The sequence below is a fragment of the Bradyrhizobium sp. MI1.7 genome, assembly GCF_055811795.1.
The window spans coordinates 12,212-32,715 of sequence record NZ_JBVVPO010000084.1 but is presented as its reverse complement, the minus strand read 5'-3'; the positions used below and the strand labels follow the sequence as shown (position 1 = coordinate 32,715).

Annotated in this window: 27 protein-coding genes, 1 tRNA gene and 3 pseudogenes; 14 read left to right on the top strand and 17 right to left on the bottom strand. The window is 58.9% G+C overall.

Annotated features, from left to right (window positions below):
- Positions 1-4: 4 nt before the first annotated feature.
- Positions 5-336 (bottom strand): annotated as a pseudogene (locus AC0L3X_RS41300) (PilZ domain-containing protein).
- A 291-nt stretch (positions 337-627) separates the two neighbouring features.
- Complete coding sequence (locus tag AC0L3X_RS41295; protein ID WP_144030552.1) at positions 628-849, bottom strand: hypothetical protein; 222 nt, start codon at positions 847-849, stop codon at positions 628-630.
- 269 nt (positions 850-1,118) lie between these two features.
- On the opposite strand from AC0L3X_RS41295, the gene AC0L3X_RS41290 reads away from it, so the two are divergent.
- Entirely contained in the window at positions 1,119-1,271 is a 153-nt protein-coding gene (locus tag AC0L3X_RS41290) for a hypothetical protein (RefSeq protein ID WP_155794997.1), read from the top strand.
- 29 nt (positions 1,272-1,300) lie between these two features.
- Here AC0L3X_RS41290 and AC0L3X_RS41285 read toward each other — a convergent pair whose 3' ends face one another.
- Complete coding sequence (locus AC0L3X_RS41285) at positions 1,301-1,555, bottom strand: hypothetical protein (protein ID WP_354100551.1); 255 nt, start codon at positions 1,553-1,555, stop codon at positions 1,301-1,303.
- Positions 1,556-1,669: 114 nt separating this feature from the next.
- Between AC0L3X_RS41285 and AC0L3X_RS41280 the strand changes: the two genes are divergently transcribed.
- The 4 genes from AC0L3X_RS41280 (at position 1,670) to AC0L3X_RS41265 (ending at position 3,981) form a co-directional block, all read left to right on the top strand.
- The gene (locus tag AC0L3X_RS41280; RefSeq protein ID WP_085398272.1) at positions 1,670-2,020 is read left to right on the top strand and encodes a hypothetical protein; all 351 of its coding nucleotides are present in this window, start codon (positions 1,670-1,672) and stop codon (positions 2,018-2,020) included.
- 2 nt (positions 2,021-2,022) lie between these two features.
- Complete coding sequence (gene ligD, locus AC0L3X_RS41275) at positions 2,023-2,943, top strand: non-homologous end-joining DNA ligase (protein WP_085398273.1); 921 nt, start codon at positions 2,023-2,025, stop codon at positions 2,941-2,943.
- Positions 2,944-3,125: 182 nt separating this feature from the next.
- Positions 3,126-3,584 (top strand): small heat shock protein HspD, encoded by a 459-nt coding sequence (gene hspD / locus AC0L3X_RS41270; RefSeq protein WP_354098921.1) that lies wholly within the window; start codon positions 3,126-3,128, stop codon positions 3,582-3,584.
- A gap of 73 nt (positions 3,585-3,657) precedes the next feature.
- Entirely contained in the window at positions 3,658-3,981 is a 324-nt protein-coding gene (locus AC0L3X_RS41265; RefSeq protein WP_085398276.1) for a hypothetical protein, read from the top strand.
- 277 nt (positions 3,982-4,258) lie between these two features.
- Here the strand turns inward: AC0L3X_RS41265 and AC0L3X_RS41260 are convergent, their stop codons facing one another.
- Together AC0L3X_RS41260 and AC0L3X_RS41255 are read right to left on the bottom strand one after the other, a co-directional pair.
- Entirely contained in the window at positions 4,259-4,942 is a 684-nt protein-coding gene (locus AC0L3X_RS41260; protein ID WP_085398275.1) for an HAD family hydrolase, read from the bottom strand.
- A gap of 74 nt (positions 4,943-5,016) precedes the next feature.
- Positions 5,017-7,310, bottom strand: a pseudogene (locus AC0L3X_RS41255) (hybrid sensor histidine kinase/response regulator).
- 572 nt (positions 7,311-7,882) lie between these two features.
- On the opposite strand from AC0L3X_RS41255, the gene AC0L3X_RS41250 reads away from it, so the two are divergent.
- Entirely contained in the window at positions 7,883-8,074 is a 192-nt protein-coding gene (locus AC0L3X_RS41250) for a CsbD family protein (RefSeq protein ID WP_354098918.1), read from the top strand.
- Positions 8,075-8,323: 249 nt separating this feature from the next.
- Here AC0L3X_RS41250 and AC0L3X_RS41245 read toward each other — a convergent pair whose 3' ends face one another.
- From AC0L3X_RS41245 to AC0L3X_RS41230, 4 genes are all read right to left on the bottom strand, one after another.
- On the bottom strand, positions 8,324-8,482 hold the full coding sequence (locus AC0L3X_RS41245) for a DUF2934 domain-containing protein (protein WP_473317393.1): 159 nt from the start codon (positions 8,480-8,482) through the stop codon (positions 8,324-8,326).
- A 218-nt stretch (positions 8,483-8,700) separates the two neighbouring features.
- On the bottom strand, positions 8,701-8,916 hold the full coding sequence (locus tag AC0L3X_RS41240) for a hypothetical protein (protein ID WP_085398174.1): 216 nt from the start codon (positions 8,914-8,916) through the stop codon (positions 8,701-8,703).
- 211 nt (positions 8,917-9,127) lie between these two features.
- A complete protein-coding gene (locus AC0L3X_RS41235; RefSeq protein WP_085398252.1) occupies positions 9,128-9,331 on the bottom strand; it encodes a hypothetical protein in 204 nt (67 codons plus the stop codon).
- A gap of 127 nt (positions 9,332-9,458) precedes the next feature.
- Complete coding sequence (locus AC0L3X_RS41230; protein WP_349642858.1) at positions 9,459-9,530, bottom strand: hypothetical protein; 72 nt, start codon at positions 9,528-9,530, stop codon at positions 9,459-9,461.
- Positions 9,531-10,224: 694 nt separating this feature from the next.
- Between AC0L3X_RS41230 and AC0L3X_RS41225 the strand changes: the two genes are divergently transcribed.
- On the top strand, positions 10,225-10,743 hold the full coding sequence (locus AC0L3X_RS41225) for a septal ring lytic transglycosylase RlpA family protein (protein ID WP_354098917.1): 519 nt from the start codon (positions 10,225-10,227) through the stop codon (positions 10,741-10,743).
- A 538-nt stretch (positions 10,744-11,281) separates the two neighbouring features.
- On the opposite strand, the pseudogene AC0L3X_RS41220 reads toward AC0L3X_RS41225, so the two are convergent.
- A pseudogene (locus tag AC0L3X_RS41220) lies at positions 11,282-11,576 on the bottom strand (ROK family protein); the annotation flags it as partial.
- 38 nt (positions 11,577-11,614) lie between these two features.
- On the opposite strand from AC0L3X_RS41220, the gene AC0L3X_RS41215 reads away from it, so the two are divergent.
- Positions 11,615-11,776 carry a hypothetical protein gene (locus tag AC0L3X_RS41215; protein WP_161495717.1) on the top strand — a complete coding sequence of 54 codons (162 nt, stop codon included), beginning with the start codon at positions 11,615-11,617 and terminating at the stop codon, positions 11,774-11,776.
- 42 nt (positions 11,777-11,818) lie between these two features.
- Here the strand turns inward: AC0L3X_RS41215 and AC0L3X_RS41210 are convergent, their stop codons facing one another.
- From AC0L3X_RS41210 to AC0L3X_RS41200, 3 genes are all read right to left on the bottom strand, one after another.
- Positions 11,819-12,025, bottom strand: coding sequence for a hypothetical protein (locus AC0L3X_RS41210; RefSeq protein ID WP_144030549.1), 207 nt, complete (start codon positions 12,023-12,025; stop codon positions 11,819-11,821).
- Between the two features lie 86 nt (positions 12,026-12,111).
- Entirely contained in the window at positions 12,112-12,393 is a 282-nt protein-coding gene (locus AC0L3X_RS41205; RefSeq protein WP_144030548.1) for a hypothetical protein, read from the bottom strand.
- Between the two features lie 452 nt (positions 12,394-12,845).
- Positions 12,846-12,918, bottom strand: a tRNA-Thr gene (locus AC0L3X_RS41200).
- 82 nt (positions 12,919-13,000) lie between these two features.
- On the opposite strand from AC0L3X_RS41200, the gene AC0L3X_RS41195 reads away from it, so the two are divergent.
- Both AC0L3X_RS41195 and AC0L3X_RS41190 read left to right on the top strand, forming a co-directional pair.
- Positions 13,001-13,270: a hypothetical protein gene (locus AC0L3X_RS41195; RefSeq protein ID WP_144030547.1), complete on the top strand. Its 270-nt coding sequence runs from the start codon at positions 13,001-13,003 to the stop codon at positions 13,268-13,270.
- 154 nt (positions 13,271-13,424) lie between these two features.
- On the top strand, positions 13,425-13,754 hold the full coding sequence (locus AC0L3X_RS41190; RefSeq protein WP_354098916.1) for a PQ-loop repeat-containing protein: 330 nt from the start codon (positions 13,425-13,427) through the stop codon (positions 13,752-13,754).
- 39 nt (positions 13,755-13,793) lie between these two features.
- On the opposite strand, the gene AC0L3X_RS41185 is transcribed toward AC0L3X_RS41190, so the two are convergent.
- The gene (locus tag AC0L3X_RS41185) at positions 13,794-14,003 is read right to left on the bottom strand and encodes a PRC-barrel domain-containing protein (protein ID WP_085398246.1); all 210 of its coding nucleotides are present in this window, start codon (positions 14,001-14,003) and stop codon (positions 13,794-13,796) included.
- A 161-nt stretch (positions 14,004-14,164) separates the two neighbouring features.
- Here AC0L3X_RS41185 and AC0L3X_RS41180 point away from each other — a divergent pair, with 161 nt between their 5' ends.
- Together AC0L3X_RS41180 and AC0L3X_RS41175 are read left to right on the top strand one after the other, a co-directional pair.
- Entirely contained in the window at positions 14,165-14,395 is a 231-nt protein-coding gene (locus AC0L3X_RS41180; protein ID WP_085398245.1) for a DUF6894 family protein, read from the top strand.
- 1,290 nt (positions 14,396-15,685) lie between these two features.
- Positions 15,686-16,015 (top strand): hypothetical protein, encoded by a 330-nt coding sequence (locus tag AC0L3X_RS41175; protein WP_212479644.1) that lies wholly within the window; start codon positions 15,686-15,688, stop codon positions 16,013-16,015.
- Positions 16,016-16,257: 242 nt separating this feature from the next.
- Here the strand turns inward: AC0L3X_RS41175 and AC0L3X_RS41170 are convergent, their stop codons facing one another.
- Positions 16,258-16,488: a DUF6894 family protein gene (locus AC0L3X_RS41170; protein ID WP_085398121.1), complete on the bottom strand. Its 231-nt coding sequence runs from the start codon at positions 16,486-16,488 to the stop codon at positions 16,258-16,260.
- A gap of 787 nt (positions 16,489-17,275) precedes the next feature.
- Between AC0L3X_RS41170 and AC0L3X_RS41165 the strand changes: the two genes are divergently transcribed.
- Positions 17,276-17,653: a hypothetical protein gene (locus tag AC0L3X_RS41165; protein ID WP_354098915.1), complete on the top strand. Its 378-nt coding sequence runs from the start codon at positions 17,276-17,278 to the stop codon at positions 17,651-17,653.
- A gap of 74 nt (positions 17,654-17,727) precedes the next feature.
- Positions 17,728-17,982, top strand: a complete 255-nt coding sequence (locus AC0L3X_RS41160; protein WP_354100554.1) for a hypothetical protein — start codon at positions 17,728-17,730, stop codon at positions 17,980-17,982.
- A 414-nt stretch (positions 17,983-18,396) separates the two neighbouring features.
- Here the strand turns inward: AC0L3X_RS41160 and AC0L3X_RS41155 are convergent, their stop codons facing one another.
- A complete protein-coding gene (locus AC0L3X_RS41155; protein WP_473317391.1) occupies positions 18,397-19,431 on the bottom strand; it encodes an IS110 family RNA-guided transposase in 1,035 nt (344 codons plus the stop codon).
- A 361-nt stretch (positions 19,432-19,792) separates the two neighbouring features.
- The gene (locus AC0L3X_RS41150; RefSeq protein WP_144030516.1) at positions 19,793-20,230 is read right to left on the bottom strand and encodes a hypothetical protein; all 438 of its coding nucleotides are present in this window, start codon (positions 20,228-20,230) and stop codon (positions 19,793-19,795) included.
- Positions 20,231-20,504 lie beyond the last annotated feature (274 nt).

The following is a 20,504-nucleotide window of genomic DNA, read 5'->3' as shown; positions in this document are numbered from 1 at the left end:
TTGCTCACACCGCGCCAAACGGCGTAACATCCGCCGAGACTCTAACCGCTACTGGGTGAAACTTCAGGGGCAGGTCAAAGCTTACCGTCAGCTCGCCGCCGTTCACGCGCTCTAACTGGCATCGACGGTAGGCAAGCCCGGTTGACGAAAGCACAAGGAAACACTCGTTTAAGCAAGCCTTCTGATCGAACTCTCTACGGGTAAGGTCGCTGAGTTCTCAGAGACGTCCTTGATGAGACAAGCCCGCCGCCAAGTTCCATCAATTGCCAATATGCCGGCCTGTAGAGGCCTTTCAAAGCTCACACGCCGGTCGTCTTGATCGTTTTGCCGCGTCATCAGTTCCCAGCCATAAACTGAATCGGGAAAAGTCGGCAATATCCAATTAGTTCCAGGGAGCCACCGACTACTTGCTTCAACTAGCTTTTCGGATTTATTGGACCGGTACCTACCTACGACACAGGGAGTTTCGGCGATGTGGAACTACGCATTGTTGGGTAACTTGTGTGTGCGGTAGCTGCCTCTGTCCCACGAGGTAATGCCTGTCCGGAGGCCCCAGCATCATCAAGCCCCCCGGCCCGATGCTGGGGCCCAAGCAGCGTGACCAGGCAGCGCTCAACTTTTGATTCTTCAAGTCATGTGCAGGCGCAGCCTGCTGCCTGTTTTACGATTGAGGGCGGGCGGAGCGTCGCCCTTGTTCAGCTTCTCGGCCACAACCTCTGCCGTTGAATGAGAGAGTCCAGTTAAAGGCGTCCCGTCCGGCGTGACTGCAGGCTGATCTATTGAAGTGTCCAGCACTGTGAATCGGCCGTTCTTGGGATGCTCGTACCGAACGACAAAGCGGTCTGCCATGAGGATCGCCCTTCCCTTCATGGTTGTAAACATACATGGGCGAAGGTCGATGACTAACGGGCGGCGGCACCACCGAGGCGGCCTTGCATCATCTTTCGGCGCAACTTCTGATGATTTCGCGGAAGTACTCCTAAATATCCGGAGCGCCTCGTCCAAGCGCGACGGCTTGGCTTTCGGCAAGCGGGCGGTGGCCTAGATCGAAACTAAACGGCTGTTCCGGCATACTTAAAGAAGGTGATGGAATTGAAGAAGGTGATGGAATTGGTGCCGTGCAGTCCAAGAACGAACGCGTTGAGCTGGAAATGCGGATACTCCGCTATCGGCAAATAGCCAGACGTTTTGCGCATGACCCACAGACCTATGAGCGTATCCAGACGCTCGTTCGGGAACTGGAAGACAAGCTCCGCGAAATCGACGAGTAGGCCGCGTCAGTCGGCGGCCTCGGTGTCCATCAGACGATCAAACCTCGGCCACCGACGTCTAGCGCCCCCGCTTGGCGGATTTCTTGGCTCTCTCGACCCGCACTCCTTTGAATTTCTTGGCGGCCTTTCTGCGCCGTCTTAGGCTTCTTCACAGCCATGAACTCGCCCGACGTTCTGTCGCGCTTTGTGTAGCCAGTAGCGCCGCCAATTGTCGTCTTGGCCTGTGAGCGCTTCTTCACCGCGCCCTTGCGAGCATTGTCGCCGGTCGGTTTATTGACTGCCATGTATCCTCCGCTGGTTGCCTCTTATAAAAAGCGCAACGCACTTGGCAGTTCCTACCTGGGGAACGAATCGGCGCGGATCAAATTAAATCCCGGTTCTGTTGCGTGGAGTTGCGTATGAGTCAGTCCCGATGGACCCCTTCCATTGTGCCGGCCGATGAACCGACCGTGTATCTGGTGGCGGACGACTTCGGGAGCGCAGGCAGCGCCTGGCGCGAAACCGACATGGGATCGGCAGACCTCGAGACGGTCATTCAGGATCTGCTCGCCGGCGAGTATCGACATCCGATCAGGGTTATTGCCTTCAACACGTCCGAGCGCTGGTCAGAAGACGTTTCCGAGGACGTTGCTCGCGAGATCCAGCACTGGTGCAATCTTCAGCTCACCGACGTTCCTTCGCATCTCCAAGAATTCGTCGATCGCTACGCTGCCCAGGACACCCGGCAGTACAGCTTGCGCCTGGTGTAGCGATGGCCTTCCAGCGAAAAAAGCCGGAAGCGCTGGGCGTCAAGGCGCCCTTCCCCGGCTTCATCGAGCCGGCCCTGGCAGCCTCGATCGACCGCGTGCCGTCCGGCGAACGTTGGATTCACGAGATCAAGTTCGACGGTTATCGCGTCCAGGTGCATCTCGCCAACGAAGCAACAAGGGTGTTCACGCGCCGCGGTCACGACTGGACCCGCCGCTTCAAGAAGGTCGCCGACGACGCCTGGCACATCAAGGCGAGCTCGGCCATCATCGACGGCGAGATCGTGGTGCCGGCCGCCGATGGCAGCACCGATTTCTCCGTCTTGCAGAACGAGCTAAAGGGCACCTCGACTAAGATCGTACTCGTCGCCTTCGACCTGCTTTATCTCAACGGCAGGGACATCCGGAAGGTGCCGCTATTCGAGCGCAAGGCCGCACTGAAGAAGGTCGTCACTGGCAGCGACGTGCAGTTCAGCGAGAGCTTCGAGATCGACGGCAGCGAGATGTTCACGCATGCTTGCAAGGTCGGGCTCGAAGGCGTCGTTTCCAAGGTCCGCGACGGCGTGTACCCGGTCGGCCGCAGCAATAATTGGGTCAAGAAGACCTGCGCCCAGCGCGAGACGCTGACCATCGCCGGCTTCGCTCTCGATGAGGGCAAGTGGGACGGCATTTATCTCGCGCGGCGCAAGGGCGACGACCTGATCTATGCGGGCAAGGTCGACCACGGCTTCGACAAGACATCAGCCGCCGAGCTGCGCAGACGGCTCGAGCCGCTTGTCCGCAAGACGCAGCCTTACGCCAAGCGTATCGCACACAGGGGCATCTGGGTCGAACCGAAACTGCTCGCCGAGATCGAATACCGCGCCAAATCTGAAGAGGGAAAGGTTAGGCACCCTTTCTTCAAGGGGCTGCGCGAGGACCTTTAACAGCGCGGCGATCGGCAGCGAAATTTTTTTCGGTCCCCTCTTGAAACCAAAACCGGTTTTGCTAATTTTTTTGGCGTTACCGTCAGGTGACGTCCGAGGTGCCCTCCGGGGCCTCGGAATTGAGACGGGCACCGGTCGTGTCCGATGCCTCATACCCATCTTGCTCTTTGGAGGATTTGGCTATGCGCACTTATGACTTCTCGCCCTTGTTCCGGTCGACGATCGGCTTCGATCGCCTGTTCGATCTCGCCGAGACGGCCCAGCGGGCCACCGACGAAAGCTATCCCCCCTACAACATCGAACGGCTTGCCGAAGACCGCTACCAGATCACGCTGGCGGTTGCAGGCTTCTCGCCCGACGAAGTCTCGATCACGGCCGAGCAGAACGTCGTCACGATCGAGGGCGGCAAGACCGAGAAGGCCGAGCGCGAGTTTCTCTACCGGGGAATCTCGACCCGCCATTTCAAGCGCCAGTTCAACCTGGCGGACTACGTCCAGGTCAAGGGCGCGGCATTCGACAACGGTCTGCTGAAGATCGAACTGGTCCGGGAAATCCCCGAGGCCATGAAGCCGCGGCGTATCGCCATCGCCGGCGCAACGTCTTCCGGCAACGTTCACCAGATCGAGGCCAAGGCGGCCTAACTCATCCACCAGAGGAATGCCGCGCGTCCGGGCGACGCGCGGCAGCTGATTTCGTCTTAGAATGGAGGATACCATGCGGCCGACGACCGCTTCCGACGACAACGTCATCGACTTCAACGCGCTGCTGCATCCCGGCACCGCGTTTGACCACCCGAGGGACGTACTGGCAGACCTTTCGCTTTCGGTCTCCGAGAAACGCGCCATTCTGGCGTCTTGGGCGTCCGACGCGTCGGCAATCGCTTCCTGTCCCTCCTTGCGGGCACCAGCGGGACTTAAAGCGCCGGTCACCATCGACGAGATACTCGAAGCATTGTGCGAACTTGACGGCGGCCCACGCAATCCACCCGGAGGCAAGCCCAACCGTCTCTGTTCGACATCAAGACTTCTCGCCGCTTGAGAAGGTGGTCGCGATGGATAACATTGCCTTGCCCAGAGACGTATTGAACCGCATCGAGCGTCGGTGGATGGCCAAGTTCTCGCAGGCTCCTTCTCGCCAACCGTCGTCGATGCTTGGCGATGATCCTCTCCGATCTCCGCGAGTCCGGCGACTGCTGGAGGGGCCCTTGAGACCTCCGACGGTTGATAGACCCGTCCAACCCAGTTGCGCCTGAACCTCGGGCGCTACAGATCGCACGATCGATCTCCGGGTAGCTCTGCGCGTCCCGGAGGTCGCCCTATTGCATGCCGGTCGGTCTACCGCGTGAGCAGAGAGACTCCTGAAATCTAGCAAAAAGCGTCGCAGGTCCTGGATAGACTTCGATGCATCCAGCCTGCCGCAGCGAGCTTTCGGTAAACCCGCCGCAGAGCACGCCGATGGTCGCGACCTTCGCCTTCCCCGCCGCGATGGCATCGTAAGGCGTGTCGCCGATCGCGACCGCGTCCGGGCCGTCAATCGCAAGCTTTTTCAGCACGATCTCGAAGACGTCCGGCGCCGGTTTTGATTCTTCCACATCGTCGGACGAAGTCGCCACCTCGACCAGATCTATGATGCGTGCGATGTCCAGGTACGTGTCAAGTCCATCCTTCTTTGCGGAGGACGCGACGGCAATCCGAAGTCCGGCATCCCGCACTCGCCGCAGCAAGTCTGGAACGGCCGAGAACGGTCGGACAAGCGGCAGATACTCCGTCTTGAAACGATTGCCGCGCCATTCTTCCAGATCCTTGCCGTGGTCACGTTGTTCGTCCGGGGTTAAGAACATGGGAACGAGCTTGTCTCCTCCCTTGCCGATCTGGCTGCGAGCTTGCTCGAAGCTCACATAGTGGCCGAACTTGACCATGGCTTCGTGCCAGGCGAGCGCGTGAATATCCACCGAGTCGAGAAGCGTTCCGTCCAGATCGAAAATTGCGGCTTTTGGCAACTCAATTCCTCCTCGATAGGGGATCCGAAGACGCTGCGGCAAGCGCTTCCGCTGCAAGCGCTGTCGACACCTGTCTAGGGTCGTGCTTTTGCCTGCAGCGCATTTTCGAGGCTGCGGCGCAGAGTTTCCGGCGCGTAGGGCTTCACGACAAGCACGGCGTCCAAGAGCTCAGCATCGGATTGGATCCCGCTGTCACCTGTCGCCACAACAATGCACAAGTCAGGTCGTAGCGAGCGGGCGTCCTTTGCGAGTTGCAGGCCAGACACTCCGGGGAGGCCGACATCGGTCACGAGGATATCAACGGCGGCCTCATCCAGGGCTTTCAGACCCTCTTCGGCCGAGCTGGCCTCCATCACCTTGCAGCCTAAATCGTTCAACATCTCCGTCGCAGTCAGGCGGATCAGTTCGTCGTCTTCGACGAGCAACACGGTCGCACCCTTGACGGCGTCTTCGCCTGTGGGCTGACGCGGTTGCTTCGCCGTGAGACGCCGTTGAGCGTGGTTGGCGAGCACATGCCTGATCTTCCGCGCAAGCGCTTCCCGCGTATAGGGCTTGGCCAAAAGCTCCACTCCCGGGTCGAGCCGTCCCCCGTGCACGATGGCGTTCTGCGTGTAGCCTGATGTGAAAAGGACTGCGACGTTGGGCAACCGTTCCTTGGCTTTCCGCGCCAACTCCGGGCTTGCCCGGCATCATCACGTCGGTGAAGATCAGGTCGATTGGTATGCCGCTGTCGACGACGGCTAGCGCGGCCACCGCATCTCTCGCCTTCACCACGCGGTAGCCAAGATCGGAGAGCATCGACACCGCGACCTCGCGCACTTCATCGTCATCCTCGACCACCAGTACAGTTTCCTCGCCGCCTTTGATGTCACCGGAGGTGGCACTAACTAGCGTATCCTCGATGGCCATTTCTCGCGGGAAGTATAGCTTCACCGTCGTTCCGGCGCCGATCTCGCTGTAGATTTTGACGTGTCCGCCGGATTGCTTGAGGAAACCGTAGACCATGGCCAGGCCGAGGCCAGTGCCCTTGCCCTCCGCCTTGGTCGTGAAGAAGGGCTCATAAACCCGCTCCAGGATATCTGACGGAATGCCGATGCCCGTGTCAGTTACCGCGATCATCACATATTGCCCCGCAATCAGATCATCGTGGTGTCGGACATACTCGTCGTCCATTGAGAATGGCATTCTCGAGTTGATCGGGGTCGATGAGGCTGTTCCACAGCCCACCGCCGACGACCGTCTCGACCTCGATCTCCTCGCCGATGGCGCGACGCAGCAGTTCATCCATGCCTTTGATCAGGCGACCGACGTTCACCACCCTCGGCTCCAGCGGCTGGCGCCTCGCGAAGGCGAGCAACTGGGTAGCAAGTTTCGATCCCCGCGCGACGCCGGCAAGAGCGCTCTGGACTCTCATCTCCGCTCGGGCATTACCCGCGATGTCCTTGCTGAGCAGTTGCAGGTTTCCGCTAATCACCTGCAATAGATTGTTGAAGTCGTGGGCAACGCCGCCAGTAAGTTGGCCGATCGCCTCCAGCTTCTGGGACCGGATCAATGTTGCTTGCGCCGCCTGGAGCGCGGCTTCCGCCTCACGCCGTTCTGTAATGTCCCGGGTCACTTTGGCGAATCCGACGAGCTTCCCGTCGTCGTCTCGAATCGCGTCGATCACGACATGCGCCCAAAAGCGAGTGCCGTCCTTTCGGACCCTTTGACCTTCGTGCTCCCAGCGTCCTTCGCGGGTTGCGGTCTGCAGGCCTGTTCGCGGGATGCCCGCGGCGCGATCCTCTTCCGTATAGAAATTGGAAAAGTGGCGACCGATGATCTCTTCGGGCCCGTACCCCTTGATGCGCTGGGCCCCAGCGTTCCAACTCGCCACGTTGCCTTCCACGTCCAGCATGTAGATGGCGTAGTCCGTCACACTTTGGACCATTAGCCGGAACTGCTGCTCGCTTTCGCGCAATTTGGCCTCGGCCGCCCTTCGCTCGGTCAGATCCCGGGTGATCTTGGCGAAACCTACAAGCTCGCCCTTAGGCGAACGGATCGCGTCAATGATCACATGGGCCCAGAACTGCGTGCCGTCCTTGCGCACACGCCAACCCTCTCGCTCGAAGCGCCCGGTTCGCTCCGCCTCCTCCAGCGCCAAGGCAGGCACTTTCTGCTCCCGCTCGGCCTCCGTATAGAATGTCGAGAAGTGGTGCCCTATGATCTCCTCAGCCTCATAGCCCTTAAAGCGCTTCGCTCCCGGGTTCCAGCTGGTGACATGCCCATCGCGATCCAGCATATAGATCGCGTAGTCGGTGATCGCCTCAACAAGAAGCCGATAACGCCCCTCGCTGGATTGTGCAGCATCGAAGCGGTCTGAGTTTTCCATTCGGGTCCTATCCAGCCCGCCGATAGCTGGAGGGTTGAGGTAAAACAATACGAAGTGGATCGAGTTCCACTTCGGACTTGGAGCTGACCCGTGTAGACGTAGTTGGCTGCGAGTTTGTCATATCGGGCGCGACATTGGCCCGGCCCGGCATCACTTTCTCACCTGCGACGACTGTGACGCAAACACCAACGGCCAACCTATTCAGCGCCGTGGTAGTGATGAAAGAGGCCAATGGGCGGCCTTACTCTTGATCCTTGGTCCAAGTGCGCTCGCCGCACTGGCATTCGAACACGCGGACGGTAAGCCCGCGCGCGGAGTCCATCATGTTATGGACGAGCTTGGGTTGAGCGCTGCACTTGCCGCGCCGGCCTCTCGCGTCTTGGACCCCGAGAATTTGTCGCTGATTGGCGAGGTTCCTAAGTGCCAAAGTGTACAATTCGTTCCACCACCCGAGTTTACTGTGAGCACAAGACATCAACTCACAGGACACTTGAGTGCTTGTAATGTTTCCATTCGGAACGGCTCGCAGGGCTCGCCGTTGTCGAGCACATTCTTCAAGGAGGATCACGATTATGGATCGCGAACACGTGAAAGGCGCCGCTGACAAAGCAAAGGGCGCAATTAAGGAAGGGGCCGGAAAGCTCACTGGCGATAAGAGCATGGAGGCTGAAGGAAAGATGGATAATGCCAAAGGCTCTGCACACAACGCGGCCGGTGACGTAAAGGATACCGTGCGCGATGCGGCTGATGCTGCAAAGAAGTAGGCAAACTAAAAACTGAACTCGCCGCCCTTCGGGCGGCTTTCTTCTGCCCTGTTCTTGGCAAGGAAAGCGCACACTATCCGCTCACCAAGACCTCGACCAAGCGCAACAAGAAGGGCGGTCAGTTCATGGCCGTCAAGAAGAACGCGAAGAAGTTCAAGGGTGTGCGCAAGGAGAGGTAATTGATGGGTCGGTTCTTCTTCGGCATTATCGACTTGATTGCGACGCTGATTTAGCGGTGTATCCCTTTCGCTAGAGCGTATCCGGCGTCCGTCGAGGAGAGCTTTTGTCCTCGTTGATTAATTCCTGCTCGGCCAGGCGCCAGAACTCTTCATCTTGCCCTTCCGGCTTTCCGGCCTGCTCCCACAGCTCGTAAGGGCGGGCCGCAATGGTTTCGTCGATCTTGTTCATGGACGGTCCTTCTTGTTTTTGTTCAATTGAGGCGCTTTGTATCGGTCTCGATTTCTACAATGACCGCCTCAACATCGGGAACGCCATCGGCGTCCCTATTGCAGATACACGGCATACCAGCGCCACATTGGCAGCCCCCTTACCTTCGGTCCACGACTTGTCCGGATGATTTTCGCAGACCCAACCGAGGCCATGGCAGATTGGACAATTGGGATCGGTCATGCCGCCATGGCCTGTCGATGGCGCTGATATGCTTCAATGGCGCGGTTGGCGAGCATCAGCTTTCGGTGCTCTCCCTTGAGGACCATCTCATCGACTATCCTCAGGAGAAAGCGGCTGACCTCTGCAGCATTCCCAATCTCGCCGGTACGCTCCAAATAATCCCTGGCGATCTGAATGGAGTCCTCAATCAGCCAAGGGATGGGTTCACTCATAAAAGGAAAACCCGTAGCAATGCGCACCGTTCCTAGTGGAACGTCGGTTGGGACCTCGCCTCGATGATCTGGACGTTCGCGCGCACACCCGCTTTGTGCAATCTCAGAAGGCCTCGCGCCAATTGCCGGAGATCATTCCGCGCAGGACCGACGGGGAGTTTGCGCGCCCGGCGCAAGACCTGTGCGGCATGAATGATCAGCGGGGCCTTCTTCATTTTGTTGGTGACTGTAAGCCAGGGGAAGTGAGCCAGTCATTGATGTGCGAGGCTGTTTCCGCCTGCCTCGCCTTACGAAGAAGTTGATCGCGTTGAAGGCCGAGTGGCATTGTCTGGATCTTTGCCCTCAGCCGCTCGGCTTCCTTCGCGCGACGTTCTTCCAAAGTTTCGGTTTGTTTGAAACGACGCCGCTTCTGCATGGCGCGCTCCTTTCCATTAGAGGAAGGCGGGAGCGCAAGTAGGCGTTCTCATCACCGATAAAAGCCACGGTCCGTTCGGCGATGTGGAATAGTACGCCTTGCAACCGGAAAGGCGTAACAACAAACGTTAAGACTTTGAGAATCTTTTTAGGGGGCTTGCTCGCAACAATCCTTCGGAGGTGATGTCGCGGTATTCGATTTCCGCAGTAAAAACAGGCTCAACCCAGTGGCCTTGGGTTTCTTGAGTTGCTTACTCAACTTACTCTCTGGACTTGCCAGGGTGTCGAGAGCCTTGCGCATCTTGCCGGAAGTGGTCCAGTCCCAGCCCGTGCCGACCTTGCGCATGTAGACCCTGATCCCTGCTTCATTTTTTCCCAAGTAGAGCGCAGCGACGCCAGACGGGTCTCCACCGCATCAGCGACATGCCAGCATCCCGCGGATCATTGTCGAACGATACCACGCCCAAGCAGACGAACTCGAGCAGGCACCAGGTGACGCAGCAAACGACGCCGGAGCTTAACCCAGATAAGAGACGTCCTTGGCACGCGACGCGAGCTCACCCTCCACTTTGTCTATTTCCGCTTGGTTTCGCTCGATGAAAGCAGCGAGCTCATCCCGCGACATCTCAGAAAGCGCCTTCTGTTGTAACGACGTATCCTTACGAGTTGGAGCGATGTGCCCTGCCCGATCTAGAACTTTGATCGACAGATCGGCTCGGACACGGGCGCTAATGCTCGTGTCCTGGAGGAGCGACTTGGCCACTCGATAAGCAAGCGGAGCTCCCACCACAGCAAGATCAAGCTGTATGGATTCCGAGATCGCAGCCGCAACGGCTGGCAGTCGCATTGTCTTATAAACCGACTTGGGGTGATATCCGGCGAGCTCGGCCGACCATGCGTCTTCTTTGTAGAATAGTCGCCGTTGCAACAGTCCCAGCGTCGATATGGTTACATGTAGGCTCTGCTGTGGCACAGAACTTCAATGATAGGTGGTCCATCATTCCAAAAGCACACGCCGAGCCCGTCCCTCAGGCACCGGAGCAGACCAATCAGAGCCCGCAGACGCAGTCCCCTATCGAGCAAGAACCGCCGCGAAATTCGGAAGACCGCTCAGCTGCTGGATCTTTCAACCGAGTGTTTTCCGGGAAGGCTTCCTTCTACTCGTATTCGAAACGGAAGACAGCGAGCGGCACAACGTTCGATCGGGATGCGCTGATTGCAGCTCATCGCAATCTGCCGTTCGGCACGCATGTTCGCGCTACTGACCTTAAGAGCAGCAAATCGGTGGTCGTTCGTATCACCGATCGCGGACCATGGGTTCGCGGTCGCCTCATCGACCTCTCGCTTGGCGCCGCTCGCAGCTTAGGAATTACCGATCGTGGCGTCGCCCAGGTTCGCGTAGTGGTGCTTTAGCCGCAACTCGGCGCCCTGGCGCGGGCCGAGTCGAGAATGCTCCCGCTCTCCTCGGCGATGCCGCACGGCGGATCGAACCCGAGAACAAAAGCCGCATTCTGGCGTTGCCCGGTGACAACGACGGCGACACGCTCCGCAGCTTGGCAACGTGCGCCCGGCGATCATCGACGAAACGTCCAGGTGCTCCGGACGCGCTGATTACGGCGGTTCGGCCAATGCTGGCCACAAACACCCGCGGCCAGCTCGTCTACTTATCGACCCCGAAGGGAAAGCTACGAAACTTGGCGCTCCAACGATGCCGACTGGCACCGCATCCAAGTCGCGTTGGGCTCCTGCCCTCGCATCACTCCGGAATTCCTGGCCCGCGAGCGCAAGAACCTCGGCGAGACGAAGTTTCGCGAAGAGTACCTGTGCGAAATCATCCGGAGTTGCCGGTGATCTATGCGACGGGCTTCTCTGCAGTATGTTACAGAAGCCCTACCATCCGCAGCAGATCGTAGAAGCCGTGAGAGAGATGACGGCGGGTCGCTAACGTCTGCTAATTTTTGCCGTGGCCGCGGTTGGTGAAGCGGGCGTTGCCCAGTCCCGTCCCGATCGTCAGCACGCCCCACCACTTCACGTCCTGAATGAACGGCATCTCGGACAATCTCTGGACGACGTCGTCGGTGTGCATGACGAATCGCCGTGTCGTCCTCGCCGATCTGCGGGATGGCCTCAACCAGGCTTGTCGGCAGTTGAACTTACTGCTCTCCCAATTGTCCCGCAGTTCCGGCGCCCTTCTCGATCGACCCGTCCGCCTTGATGACGCCGGGACAGGCGATGCCGACGACGGGGCGAGAGTTTTAGGAGTTTTTTTCGAGCCGCCGGTAACATGTGCGCCGGGACACAGTCGGCCTTCCAGGGCTGGAGCGTGGCCTTCGACGTCGGCGAGCAGCGCCGGACCCGCTCCTTCTTCGGCGGTGGCGGTGGCGGTAGTGGCGGCGGCGGCTCGCCGCGGGCGCCCAGCGCGATCAGCTGCCGGGCCAGCAGCTGACTGGCGATGTCGGTGATGTCGCCCATGTTGGCGCGCTGGAGATCACGCAGGCCCTTGATCTGGTCGCCTGACATAGCTCCTCACGATGGAGGCTTTCCATCCATTCTGCTTTATGATCGCGCGCGCCTCGTCGTCGGTCTTGCCGAGCGCCTTGCGCAGGATCGGCGCCGCGGTCGCGACGACGCCGCGGCGGCTGACGAAGCCCGCCACGAAATGCGGAGCCGTCACCCGGACCAGCAGCTCATCCATGAAGCGCGTCCTTTGCGATCTGCCGACCTCGGCGAGGACGTGGCGCATGCCCGCGCATTTCTGGCCCGCGCGGCTTTTGATTGGAGCTACATCGGCTCCCAGCCGTCCAACAGCTGCACCCAGCCGTCCAACAGCAACCCGTCAAAAGCGATAACGCCTTCGTCATGCGGGGCGGCATACTCCCGATAGCGCGCGGCCCATTCGGGTTTCCAATCAATGAACGTGTTGTTAAGGGCGTCGTGCACGCGACAGGGCTCAGCGGGATTGAACGTGGCCATCGGGTTCATGTGGGCCCAAACATCGAGCGGGCCTTTCGTTCCAAGGGCGGTCGTGCAGCTCGTCAGGCTCGTCGGCGTGTCGAGTTTCACCAAAGTTGATCCGCCATAATTCCGGCGAGCCAGAGGCCTGAGGAAAAGAGGCGGCTCCAACGAGGGGCAAGCAAGTTGGAGCCGCGAAGTCACCACGTTGTGCAAAGCACTCCGGCACACGAATTGGGAAAAGGGCCCGAAGCGCGATTCAAATGCCGCGCCGAGACCTGAGTTCTCCGGAAACAGGACTACTCCCGAAGTTAATGCGCGCAGCTTCACATTTGTTATGTGCGGGCGTGCACTCAAAGTGGAAAGGTCGCGTTGGTGCGCTGGGTTTTTGGCGCGCTCGCGGCCCCGGCGCTCCGCACTTGGTCTCCTTCCGGAGAAGCCTGGGCCGACGAGCGCTGAATTAGTAACGACGGCAAGATCGCAACGTGTTTTCCTGCCCTCGTGGGCACGCCGCCTGTCCCCAGCTCGTGACCGGTGACACGCGCGAGCTGGGGCCTTAGTCGAGCCCGCGGCCGGACTCGAACCGGCGACCATCCGCTTACAAAGCAGCTGCTCTACCGCTGAGCTACGTCGTGCGGGAAGTATAGAAACGGGGAATTAAGGCGACAGCAAAAAAGCGGCTCCAGCAGGTAGCGGGAGTGCAAGCTGGGGACGTGGCTTGTCGGCCACACGTCCGTCTAAACCGAGACTGTTTGTCGGGATTCGAACAGACGCGCCAGCGCCATTTATTCAGCCTGTGAGCCATTGGAACGATGTGTTGATCGGCGGATCAGCCCGGTGGTTTCCTCCAAGAACCACCGGGTTTTTCCCGGTCATCCAGTGGCGAGGGCTGACCGCGCTGTCGGATAACGATCTTCATTTCAAAATTGCTGTCATGGCCCTGGGCGGGATTTCTTCCGTCTTGGCGATCAGGCTGATATTTTTCTGAGGTGTTCCCTCAGTGGCGGTGGACCGCATCGATCACGGAACCGCGACTGCAGGCTGCATATCCCGCATTAAGGTCCTGCGAAAAGGGCATTCGTTAATGCTCTTCTCGGGCTGTATAAGTCAGTAGCTTCTTCCTCCTATTCGAAGAGGCTATCATGAACACATTGCATACGTGGTTTTCGCAACAGTCCCCTTTCCTCATCGGCTATTTTGCGACCGCGCTTGTCATCGGCGCTTACGTCCCTCAGATCTGGCGCCTCTTGAGAGAGCAATGCTCCGCCGGAATCAGCGAGCGCGCTTACGCAGTATGGATGTTGTCGTCAGCGCTCTTTCTCGGTCATTCGATCACCATAGGCGATCAGGTGTTCATGGCTACACAGCTCGTGAACATATTCGCGCTCGCAATTATCCTGGTGCTTGCACGGCGGTTCCGTAACCAGGTCTGCGCCGCGCATGCGCGCAAGCTTCGCGTTGTACAAGCGTAAGGAAACGCACAACGCCAAAACTCGCCGACACGGCGTTTGTCACTTCTGCGCCAGCATGATCGTTGAGACGGGCCATTTCCCGGGATGTCCAGCTACGGAAAGACGCAAACCGTGGGCTTCGTCCAAGTGTAATCCTTCGACGGTCCCCGCCTTGCCGTCCGTAAGCACGACTGCCTTGCCGATCAATTCTGACTCGGCTTTGTGATACTCCCGCAGGATAACGGCGGCATGCGTTTTAGCTCGAGGCATTGCAAGGCATCTCGTTTTTGGTGCAAACCAAACGAGGGGAATTAAGCTGCGTTCCTCATGAACGTCCAAATCAGTACCACGCCTCCGCACCCTACCGTGCAGACAATCGCCCGTCGGGAAAAATAGGAACCTCGCTCAGTTATGCCGGTTCTTCCCGCCGCATGCCCACCATCTATTTCGACATTCTCAGTGACACCGACACGATCATCGACGACGAGGGCGTCGAATTGCCGAATATCTGCGAGGCCCCACAGTTGGCTTTGGAATTGCTAGGTCAGGCGATTTTGGATGGATCGCGCCATGGTACTCCGGGCGTGACCAAGGTCGAATTGCGAGATCAGAACGGGCCTTTTCTGCGCGTGTCAGCCGCTGTCGTGATCGAGAAACTGTAGCGAGATGTCGGTGATCGCGCCCCTTAACGGACATTCATCAATGAGCGATTTTCTACGTCATTCTTCAGCCGATATGTCCGTCTTTCCGAGACGGGACGACCTGCTTAGTAGGACTGAGCAAACCTCGCCGGTCAACGACCGTCAATGGACTGATGGCTATCTGTTGCCGGTCGTATTCTTATGCGTCGCCGGTACGGCCTCGGTTGTGTGGATCGGCGCCATCGGATGGACCAGTTGGCGGCTGATCAACTGGGTGATTGCATAGCCGTCCAGCAACCATAGGCCGCGCCGCCACCCGGCGGCGTCACCTCGAATTGCTTGCAGCTCGGCCGCGAACGGCTCGTCTAGGAACGTTGGGCTTATTCCGCCATTGAAAACAGCAAAAGGAGGACATCATGGTCCGTGACCTTTTGCTCCTGCTCGCCGTTTCAATCGTGTTGAGCGCATTTATCTGGAGCGTCTTCGGAAATTCGCAAACAAGGTCTCGACATCCACGGGGTGAAGCATCACTCTCCTTGAATGCCGCTCCGCAGCCGGCGCCTGAGTTCAGTCCGTATATGAGGACAGAGCGCTGATAGGTCTGCCCTCTGCCCACTTCAGCACCGGCAGGCCGGACTTAAATCGCCGTCGCGCGCTCTCATGAGCCCAGCAGGTTGCGCACAGCGTCAGCGGTGGATGGGCGCCGGGGTAGGTCCTGACCTCGCCTCGGGAGTAGCGGCACTTGTTACTGTCGCAATCGGGATTTTTGTTCGGATTGTTCACCTTGGCCTCGGTCAGTCGCAATCTGCCTAAAGTGAGCGAATACGAGTGCGTGATCGGGTGACCGGCGAAACGGCCCCAGCGCGCTGTTGCCGGACAGTGCGCTGAGGCCAGTCACGACGGGCCACCCTTGTGGGGGGCTCGGGAAAACCCGGCAACCGGACGGTCGTTCCTAAGAGAGGGGCCACTTCCCGACGAGGCGCTCGGCCCACTGCGTCAGCTTCGCGCAGGTGCCGCGCGCTCGAAACGCTCTGCGCTCACGTCATGGCTTCGACGGCCCCGCCGCCCCGGGCTTGCCGAAGGCAACCCTGCGGCTCTAGAGGCGGGGTGCCGTAGTGGCACGTCCGCCCCGACCCATTTGAAACCAGAACCCGGCGTAATCCGTTAGGGTCGCGTCTCCACGGCCGCCTTGCCCAAGCTTCCGGCGCCGTTGGAGGGGACGGGTGCGCTCAAGGGCGTGCCCGTCTTATCAATCTGGTTTCGCTCTGTGCACCCGGCCCCGAAGACCATTCATGAAACGGAGGCGACCATATGGAGAATCTCGATCTCAAAGCGTGGGTCGATGGCTGGATGGAGAAAGTGAAGCAAGGCGCTGAAGTCCATCGCCAGCAAGGTCTGTCACCGGAGGATGCCGAAGCGCGCGACTATGCCCCCGCTGACGTCAAGATCCTCACCATCGCCCACGTCCCGGAATCCCTGCAACAGGCGTGGCTGCAACATCTGCGCGACTTCGACGTCGCGCATCCCGGCTGTCATTTCGAGGTGATGGTGGATGCGCCCGAGATGCCGCTGCCCGACATCATCAATATGCTGGCGATCAATCCGGGGCTGACCTTCACCAAACTGCTCGAACGCAAATGAGCTGGCCCGACCGGCGGTGCCATACCGAGCCCGGCTTGGGGCCTGAAATCAGCGGAGCTTCGCTCGCCGTTTTCCTTGTCTCCGACCTGCTTGCTCCCGTGAAGGCAGGTCGGCATTGAACCAGAGTGGTGGTTGCCTCGGAGCGGCGGTGGTGTCGGTGATGTTTCTGGGATCGCTCATCATCATCGCGCTGTGGTTCTTTTACTAGAACAGCACGATGAATCCGCCAACTGAGCCAAGGCTTACGTTCGCTTCTCGGCATTAATACGCAGGACATAGAGCGTGTTTCGGGACTCGTCCACGACTTCCATCCGCCATTCGCGGTGGGGTGTGAGCTTCTCGCCGAGGCCTTGGAGTATCTGCCCAGCCGTTACCGTGGCTTCAGACCAAGCGGCGTGCTCGTCAGGTAACTCATAGCCTTCGCGGTCGAGTTCGCGGCGTTTGTGGGTGACGTGGAAGAAATAGCGCGGCATCGTCAAAATCCTACAGAGCCGGCCGCGTTCCACAACAGCCAGTGCGAAGGGCCGCTGCGCGAAATCGGTCCTGATTGGATTTCTGCGGTCATCTCCAGTTTCCTTCGGATGCTGTCCTGCCCACAACGAATTCGCGGCGGACTGGCATCTAGGACGTTGATTTGGATCAACCATCCCGCGAATAAGCGAGACGCCTAGTGTATACAAGTGAACAGATGGAACAGGCGGTGGTGGGCATGCTCACTTCGGTGCGCCGGAGCTTATCTCGGCGCGCTCGCGGCCCCAGCGTCTCGGCATCTGTCCCAGCCTCCCGGACGCTTGGGGCCGTCGCGCGCTAATCATGTACGTGCCGCGAAACGGCGCTACAAAATGCTTGAGGTTGTCGGCGGTGAGGACGCACGATGCGCGACCTGCTCAGTCCGCATGAGAAGCGATTATTGAGGCGCTTGGCTGCCGGACGCGGAGATCGCGGTGCGAGTGGGCGGTACTGCCAAGTAAATCTCAGAGCAGAAAGCCCGGCTGCTTGCGCGATTGCAGATCAATTCGCCCGACGAGATCGCCGATGCAGCAAAGCGGTGGGCGAAGTGGCCGGGCTATCGAGGCATCACGTAGAATCTCGCCCGCGAAACCAAGCGCACGTCTCTTGTAGGAACGGTCGGCGCACACCAGACGATTCATTGGGCTAGGATCAAAGATTATCTGCGCCGCTGCCACTGGTCCAGGGTTAACGAATGGTTAAGCCGGATCTGGGAGGTTGCAATGGGGGTGACCTAAAAAGAGGTCCACCATGTTGAGGCTGAAGGAAGCTGCCCCGGTATCTCGCGATTTGAACATCGGCCAGATCGACACCGCCGAGTTGCTGCTGCACCGCGTGTACGCCTTTGGAGCGGCCGAGGGACATGCCTCCGGCGAGTCAGTGGGGCAAGACGCTGCGGGCTGGGAACGGGCAGAAATGGCTCTCCTACAGGCGGAGATTGACACCCAGCGCCAAATTATCAAGCTGCTCCGCAACGAATTGTCAGACCGGAAGAAGGAACGGGACGCTTGGCGCAGTCGGGCTACCAGGCTGTGTCGATCAGTTTCGACTGACCTCACGGCCACCCCGCGCCCCGGATCGTTTGCGGCATCTCTCCACCAACGTCGAATACATTTCCGGCAGCATTGACTCAAACAATTGCCGCAGGGACCGCACCTCGCCGATAATAAGGGGTGCCCCTGCGTCATTGCACTAGAGGTGCAGTGAGTCTGACGACCAGAACCTTCGCCTCAAATGGCATACGTGATTGCGACCTTCCGGCGTGGCTGTTGGCTGCGGTTGATTGGTGGCAAAGCCGTCTTTTGGCAACGACGATCGCGGGAGCCGCTCTCGGCTATTCTGCGGCCTTATGCATTGGATTTCCCTTCATCGACCCGTTTGCCGTGATGATGGCAGGGCTGGTTGCAGCACTACCAGCTGCGGTGTCTTTTTGGCTGTCGAAATATGAACGAGGTTAGGATGAGCGCCTATCCGGAAAGACAACCAGCATGTTCCCTGAAACAGCGCGCATGTTTTCGAAGAAAATTCCGCAACGTGAACCGCAATACTCCGATTGAGCAAAGAATTTCTCCTTGGACCCAAAAGCTGACCTCTCCTCCTTATGAGTACACGCCCTTCTGTAATGGGCCGATGATGTCAAGCCTCCCGAGTGAACGTCACGCCGCCGAGCTCATGCTTCTGTTCGTGGTCGACGCCTGGCCGCCACATCATGCTGTCAGAGGGAGCGGTGAGCCTATCTAGATACGCGTGGTTCGTCGGACGACGGCCACTGGGCGTGTAACGGCTTCACCGCATCCACCATCCCGGCGACGGGACTTCGGGCACCGGGCTTCAGTTCATCCCGGTTGCGTTCTTGATCTCCTCCACGTCTTCTATGCTGCGATTGAGCCCGCTTCGGCCCATCGGTAGGTCGTGCCATCGACCCAGATCCGATGCAGGATCACTGCGACCTTGCGTGCCAAGGCGACCTTTGCGCGCTTCGAGCCTCTCCGCTTGGCGACGTCCATCCCCCAGCGCTTGAGTTTTGAGAATCGCGTGATGCGCGATAGCAGAACGTTGGCGGCCTCATACAACACCGTACGCACTATCTCGTCGCCGGCCAGCGTGATCCCGCCCGTGACGTCCTTTTCTCCCGATTGGTATTTCTTTGGCGTGAGCCCGAACAGCGCGCCTGCCGCCTTCGATTTTACAATGCGATGAGGATCATCAATCGCCGATTTGTAGGTAATCGCCACTAGGGGACCAACACCTGGCACTGTCATGAGCCGGCGACAGACCGCATCGTCACGCACCGTTGCCAGCACAGCTTTGTGTAGCCTTCCGTACTCTGCCTTCAAGGCCGATCGTGCCGAAAGCATCGCTATGGCAATGCGTTCCAATGTCGCCTGACCCGCAACCAACTCTCGGATCCGCGCTTCGAAATTCTTCCGCGTCACCGGGCCAACCTTCAGCCCAAAGCCACGCAAAATCCCGCGGATACTTAACTCCACATCGATAAGTCGCCCAAGAAGCTGCTTGCGCGCAACCAGCAGCGCTCGGATCTCTTGAGCCCCTATCGACTTTGCGTGCACCGCGCGGAACCATCCCATCCGGATCAACTGGGCAATTCCGCGTGCATCCTTGCGATCCGTCTTCACTGTCATCGCCGACAATGCTGGCTTCACATGCCGTGTTTCCAGCAGAACCGTCTCGAATCCTGCTCTTTGCAGCCCCGCATGCAGCCATTGCGACAGTGGCCCAGCCTCCAGCCCGATCCGATTCACTGCAAAGCCAAGCGTCTCGAAAAATTCGACTAAGGCGTCGGGTTCGCTTGCGACCTTCGCCTCCTTCAGGATCTTACCCTGGGAATCCACAACGCATACGCTCGACAGTTCCAACGACACGTCAATTCCGGCATAATTCTCCACGGCTGTCCTCCGTCTCCAGATGCTTGGGGCCGACTCAAGTCGTGACCCCGTTTCATCATCTATCGGGGGACAGCCACCATCATGACCCCTTGCTCTGGAGCCGGGCCCATACCGCATCTAGACATCGCCATCCTCCAGCGCTTCTAATCCCCGCTCCTCCAGCCACCGCTTCGACTTGAGCCGCAGCTCCATCGGCAGCGACCGCACAGCGGTGATGCACTTGTGCATCGTGTTCTCGGCCGCAGCTCGTCGTGAAAAACGACGCCCTTGCGGGTTGCCCATTGCTTGAAGCGCTCGACAGTAGGATAGCGTTGCAACACCCGATTGTAGCGCGCGACGTCATCGGTGCCTGACGCATCGATCATTTTCTTTCGACCACGTCGTGAATTTCGTCCCAATCCGTTTTCATCTGTTGGGCGACTTCATCGATCAAAGCGAAGGCCTGCTCGCGTGTGGTTGCGATCTTGTCGATGTTCTCGGTGATATGCGATCTACACACCCCGATGATCGTGCAACGCTCACTCCCATCGTCGGCACCCCAGCCAACATGGTTGAGCAGTTCGTTAACCGCGTCGAGAGCGGTGACTTTGAGGGCGGTGTAATCGGACATGAACCTTGGTTGGGTCAAGTTTGATCGCTCCCTTTGAGAAGTTCCTGCGCCCTGGCGAACGCTGTTTCCTTCGAAAGGTTGCCATCCATTGCGCGCCAGCTTGCGTTCTCTGCGCAATCTCGGCCACAACGCCGCCGAACAGTACCATGCCAGTTGTAAAATGATCTGGGCCAGAATTTCAATGATCACCGCTTGGTCCCCAATGGGGTGAGATCTCCAGCGCCCGGCACAGACCTACACCGTCAGCCATGTAGATCAACTGGTGCAAGCTCGATTGTATGGATCGCAACCCGACAAATGCTCATGTCGTTCGCCAATGGCGAACACGTCATCGCCATCGACGAATACCGCGGACGTCTCTGCCATGTTTCCACGAACATTTCCCGTGAAGCCGCGGAATTCAAACTCCCGGAAGGGGAGCTTTCGACATCAGTTAATAACTGACGCTCCTCCTCAGCAGAGA

Excerpts from the sequence above, each read along its gene's own strand:
- AC0L3X_RS41295 (WP_144030552.1), bottom strand. The coding sequence starts at position 849 with ATGGCAGACCGCTTTGTCGTTCGGTACGAGCATCCCAAGAACGGCCGA.
- AC0L3X_RS41285 (WP_354100551.1), bottom strand. The coding sequence starts at position 1,555 with ATGGCAGTCAATAAACCGACCGGCGACAATGCTCGCAAGGGCGCGGTG.
- AC0L3X_RS41280 (WP_085398272.1), top strand. The coding sequence starts at position 1,670 with ATGAGTCAGTCCCGATGGACCCCTTCCATTGTGCCGGCCGATGAACCG.
- ligD (WP_085398273.1), top strand. The coding sequence starts at position 2,023 with ATGGCCTTCCAGCGAAAAAAGCCGGAAGCGCTGGGCGTCAAGGCGCCC.
- hspD (WP_354098921.1), top strand. The coding sequence starts at position 3,126 with ATGCGCACTTATGACTTCTCGCCCTTGTTCCGGTCGACGATCGGCTTC.
- AC0L3X_RS41265 (WP_085398276.1), top strand. The coding sequence starts at position 3,658 with ATGCGGCCGACGACCGCTTCCGACGACAACGTCATCGACTTCAACGCG.
- AC0L3X_RS41250 (WP_354098918.1), top strand. The coding sequence starts at position 7,883 with ATGGATCGCGAACACGTGAAAGGCGCCGCTGACAAAGCAAAGGGCGCA.
- AC0L3X_RS41245 (WP_473317393.1), bottom strand. The coding sequence starts at position 8,482 with ATGAACAAGATCGACGAAACCATTGCGGCCCGCCCTTACGAGCTGTGG.
- AC0L3X_RS41240 (WP_085398174.1), bottom strand. The coding sequence starts at position 8,916 with ATGAGTGAACCCATCCCTTGGCTGATTGAGGACTCCATTCAGATCGCC.
- AC0L3X_RS41235 (WP_085398252.1), bottom strand. The coding sequence starts at position 9,331 with ATGCAGAAGCGGCGTCGTTTCAAACAAACCGAAACTTTGGAAGAACGT.
- AC0L3X_RS41225 (WP_354098917.1), top strand. The coding sequence starts at position 10,225 with ATGCGTCTTCTTTGTAGAATAGTCGCCGTTGCAACAGTCCCAGCGTCG.
- AC0L3X_RS41215 (WP_161495717.1), top strand. The coding sequence starts at position 11,615 with ATGTGCGCCGGGACACAGTCGGCCTTCCAGGGCTGGAGCGTGGCCTTC.
- AC0L3X_RS41210 (WP_144030549.1), bottom strand. The coding sequence starts at position 12,025 with ATGGATGAGCTGCTGGTCCGGGTGACGGCTCCGCATTTCGTGGCGGGC.
- AC0L3X_RS41190 (WP_354098916.1), top strand. The coding sequence starts at position 13,425 with ATGAACACATTGCATACGTGGTTTTCGCAACAGTCCCCTTTCCTCATC.
- AC0L3X_RS41185 (WP_085398246.1), bottom strand. The coding sequence starts at position 14,003 with ATGCCTCGAGCTAAAACGCATGCCGCCGTTATCCTGCGGGAGTATCAC.
- AC0L3X_RS41180 (WP_085398245.1), top strand. The coding sequence starts at position 14,165 with ATGCCCACCATCTATTTCGACATTCTCAGTGACACCGACACGATCATC.
- AC0L3X_RS41175 (WP_212479644.1), top strand. The coding sequence starts at position 15,686 with ATGGAGAATCTCGATCTCAAAGCGTGGGTCGATGGCTGGATGGAGAAA.
- AC0L3X_RS41170 (WP_085398121.1), bottom strand. The coding sequence starts at position 16,488 with ATGCCGCGCTATTTCTTCCACGTCACCCACAAACGCCGCGAACTCGAC.
- AC0L3X_RS41165 (WP_354098915.1), top strand. The coding sequence starts at position 17,276 with ATGTTGAGGCTGAAGGAAGCTGCCCCGGTATCTCGCGATTTGAACATC.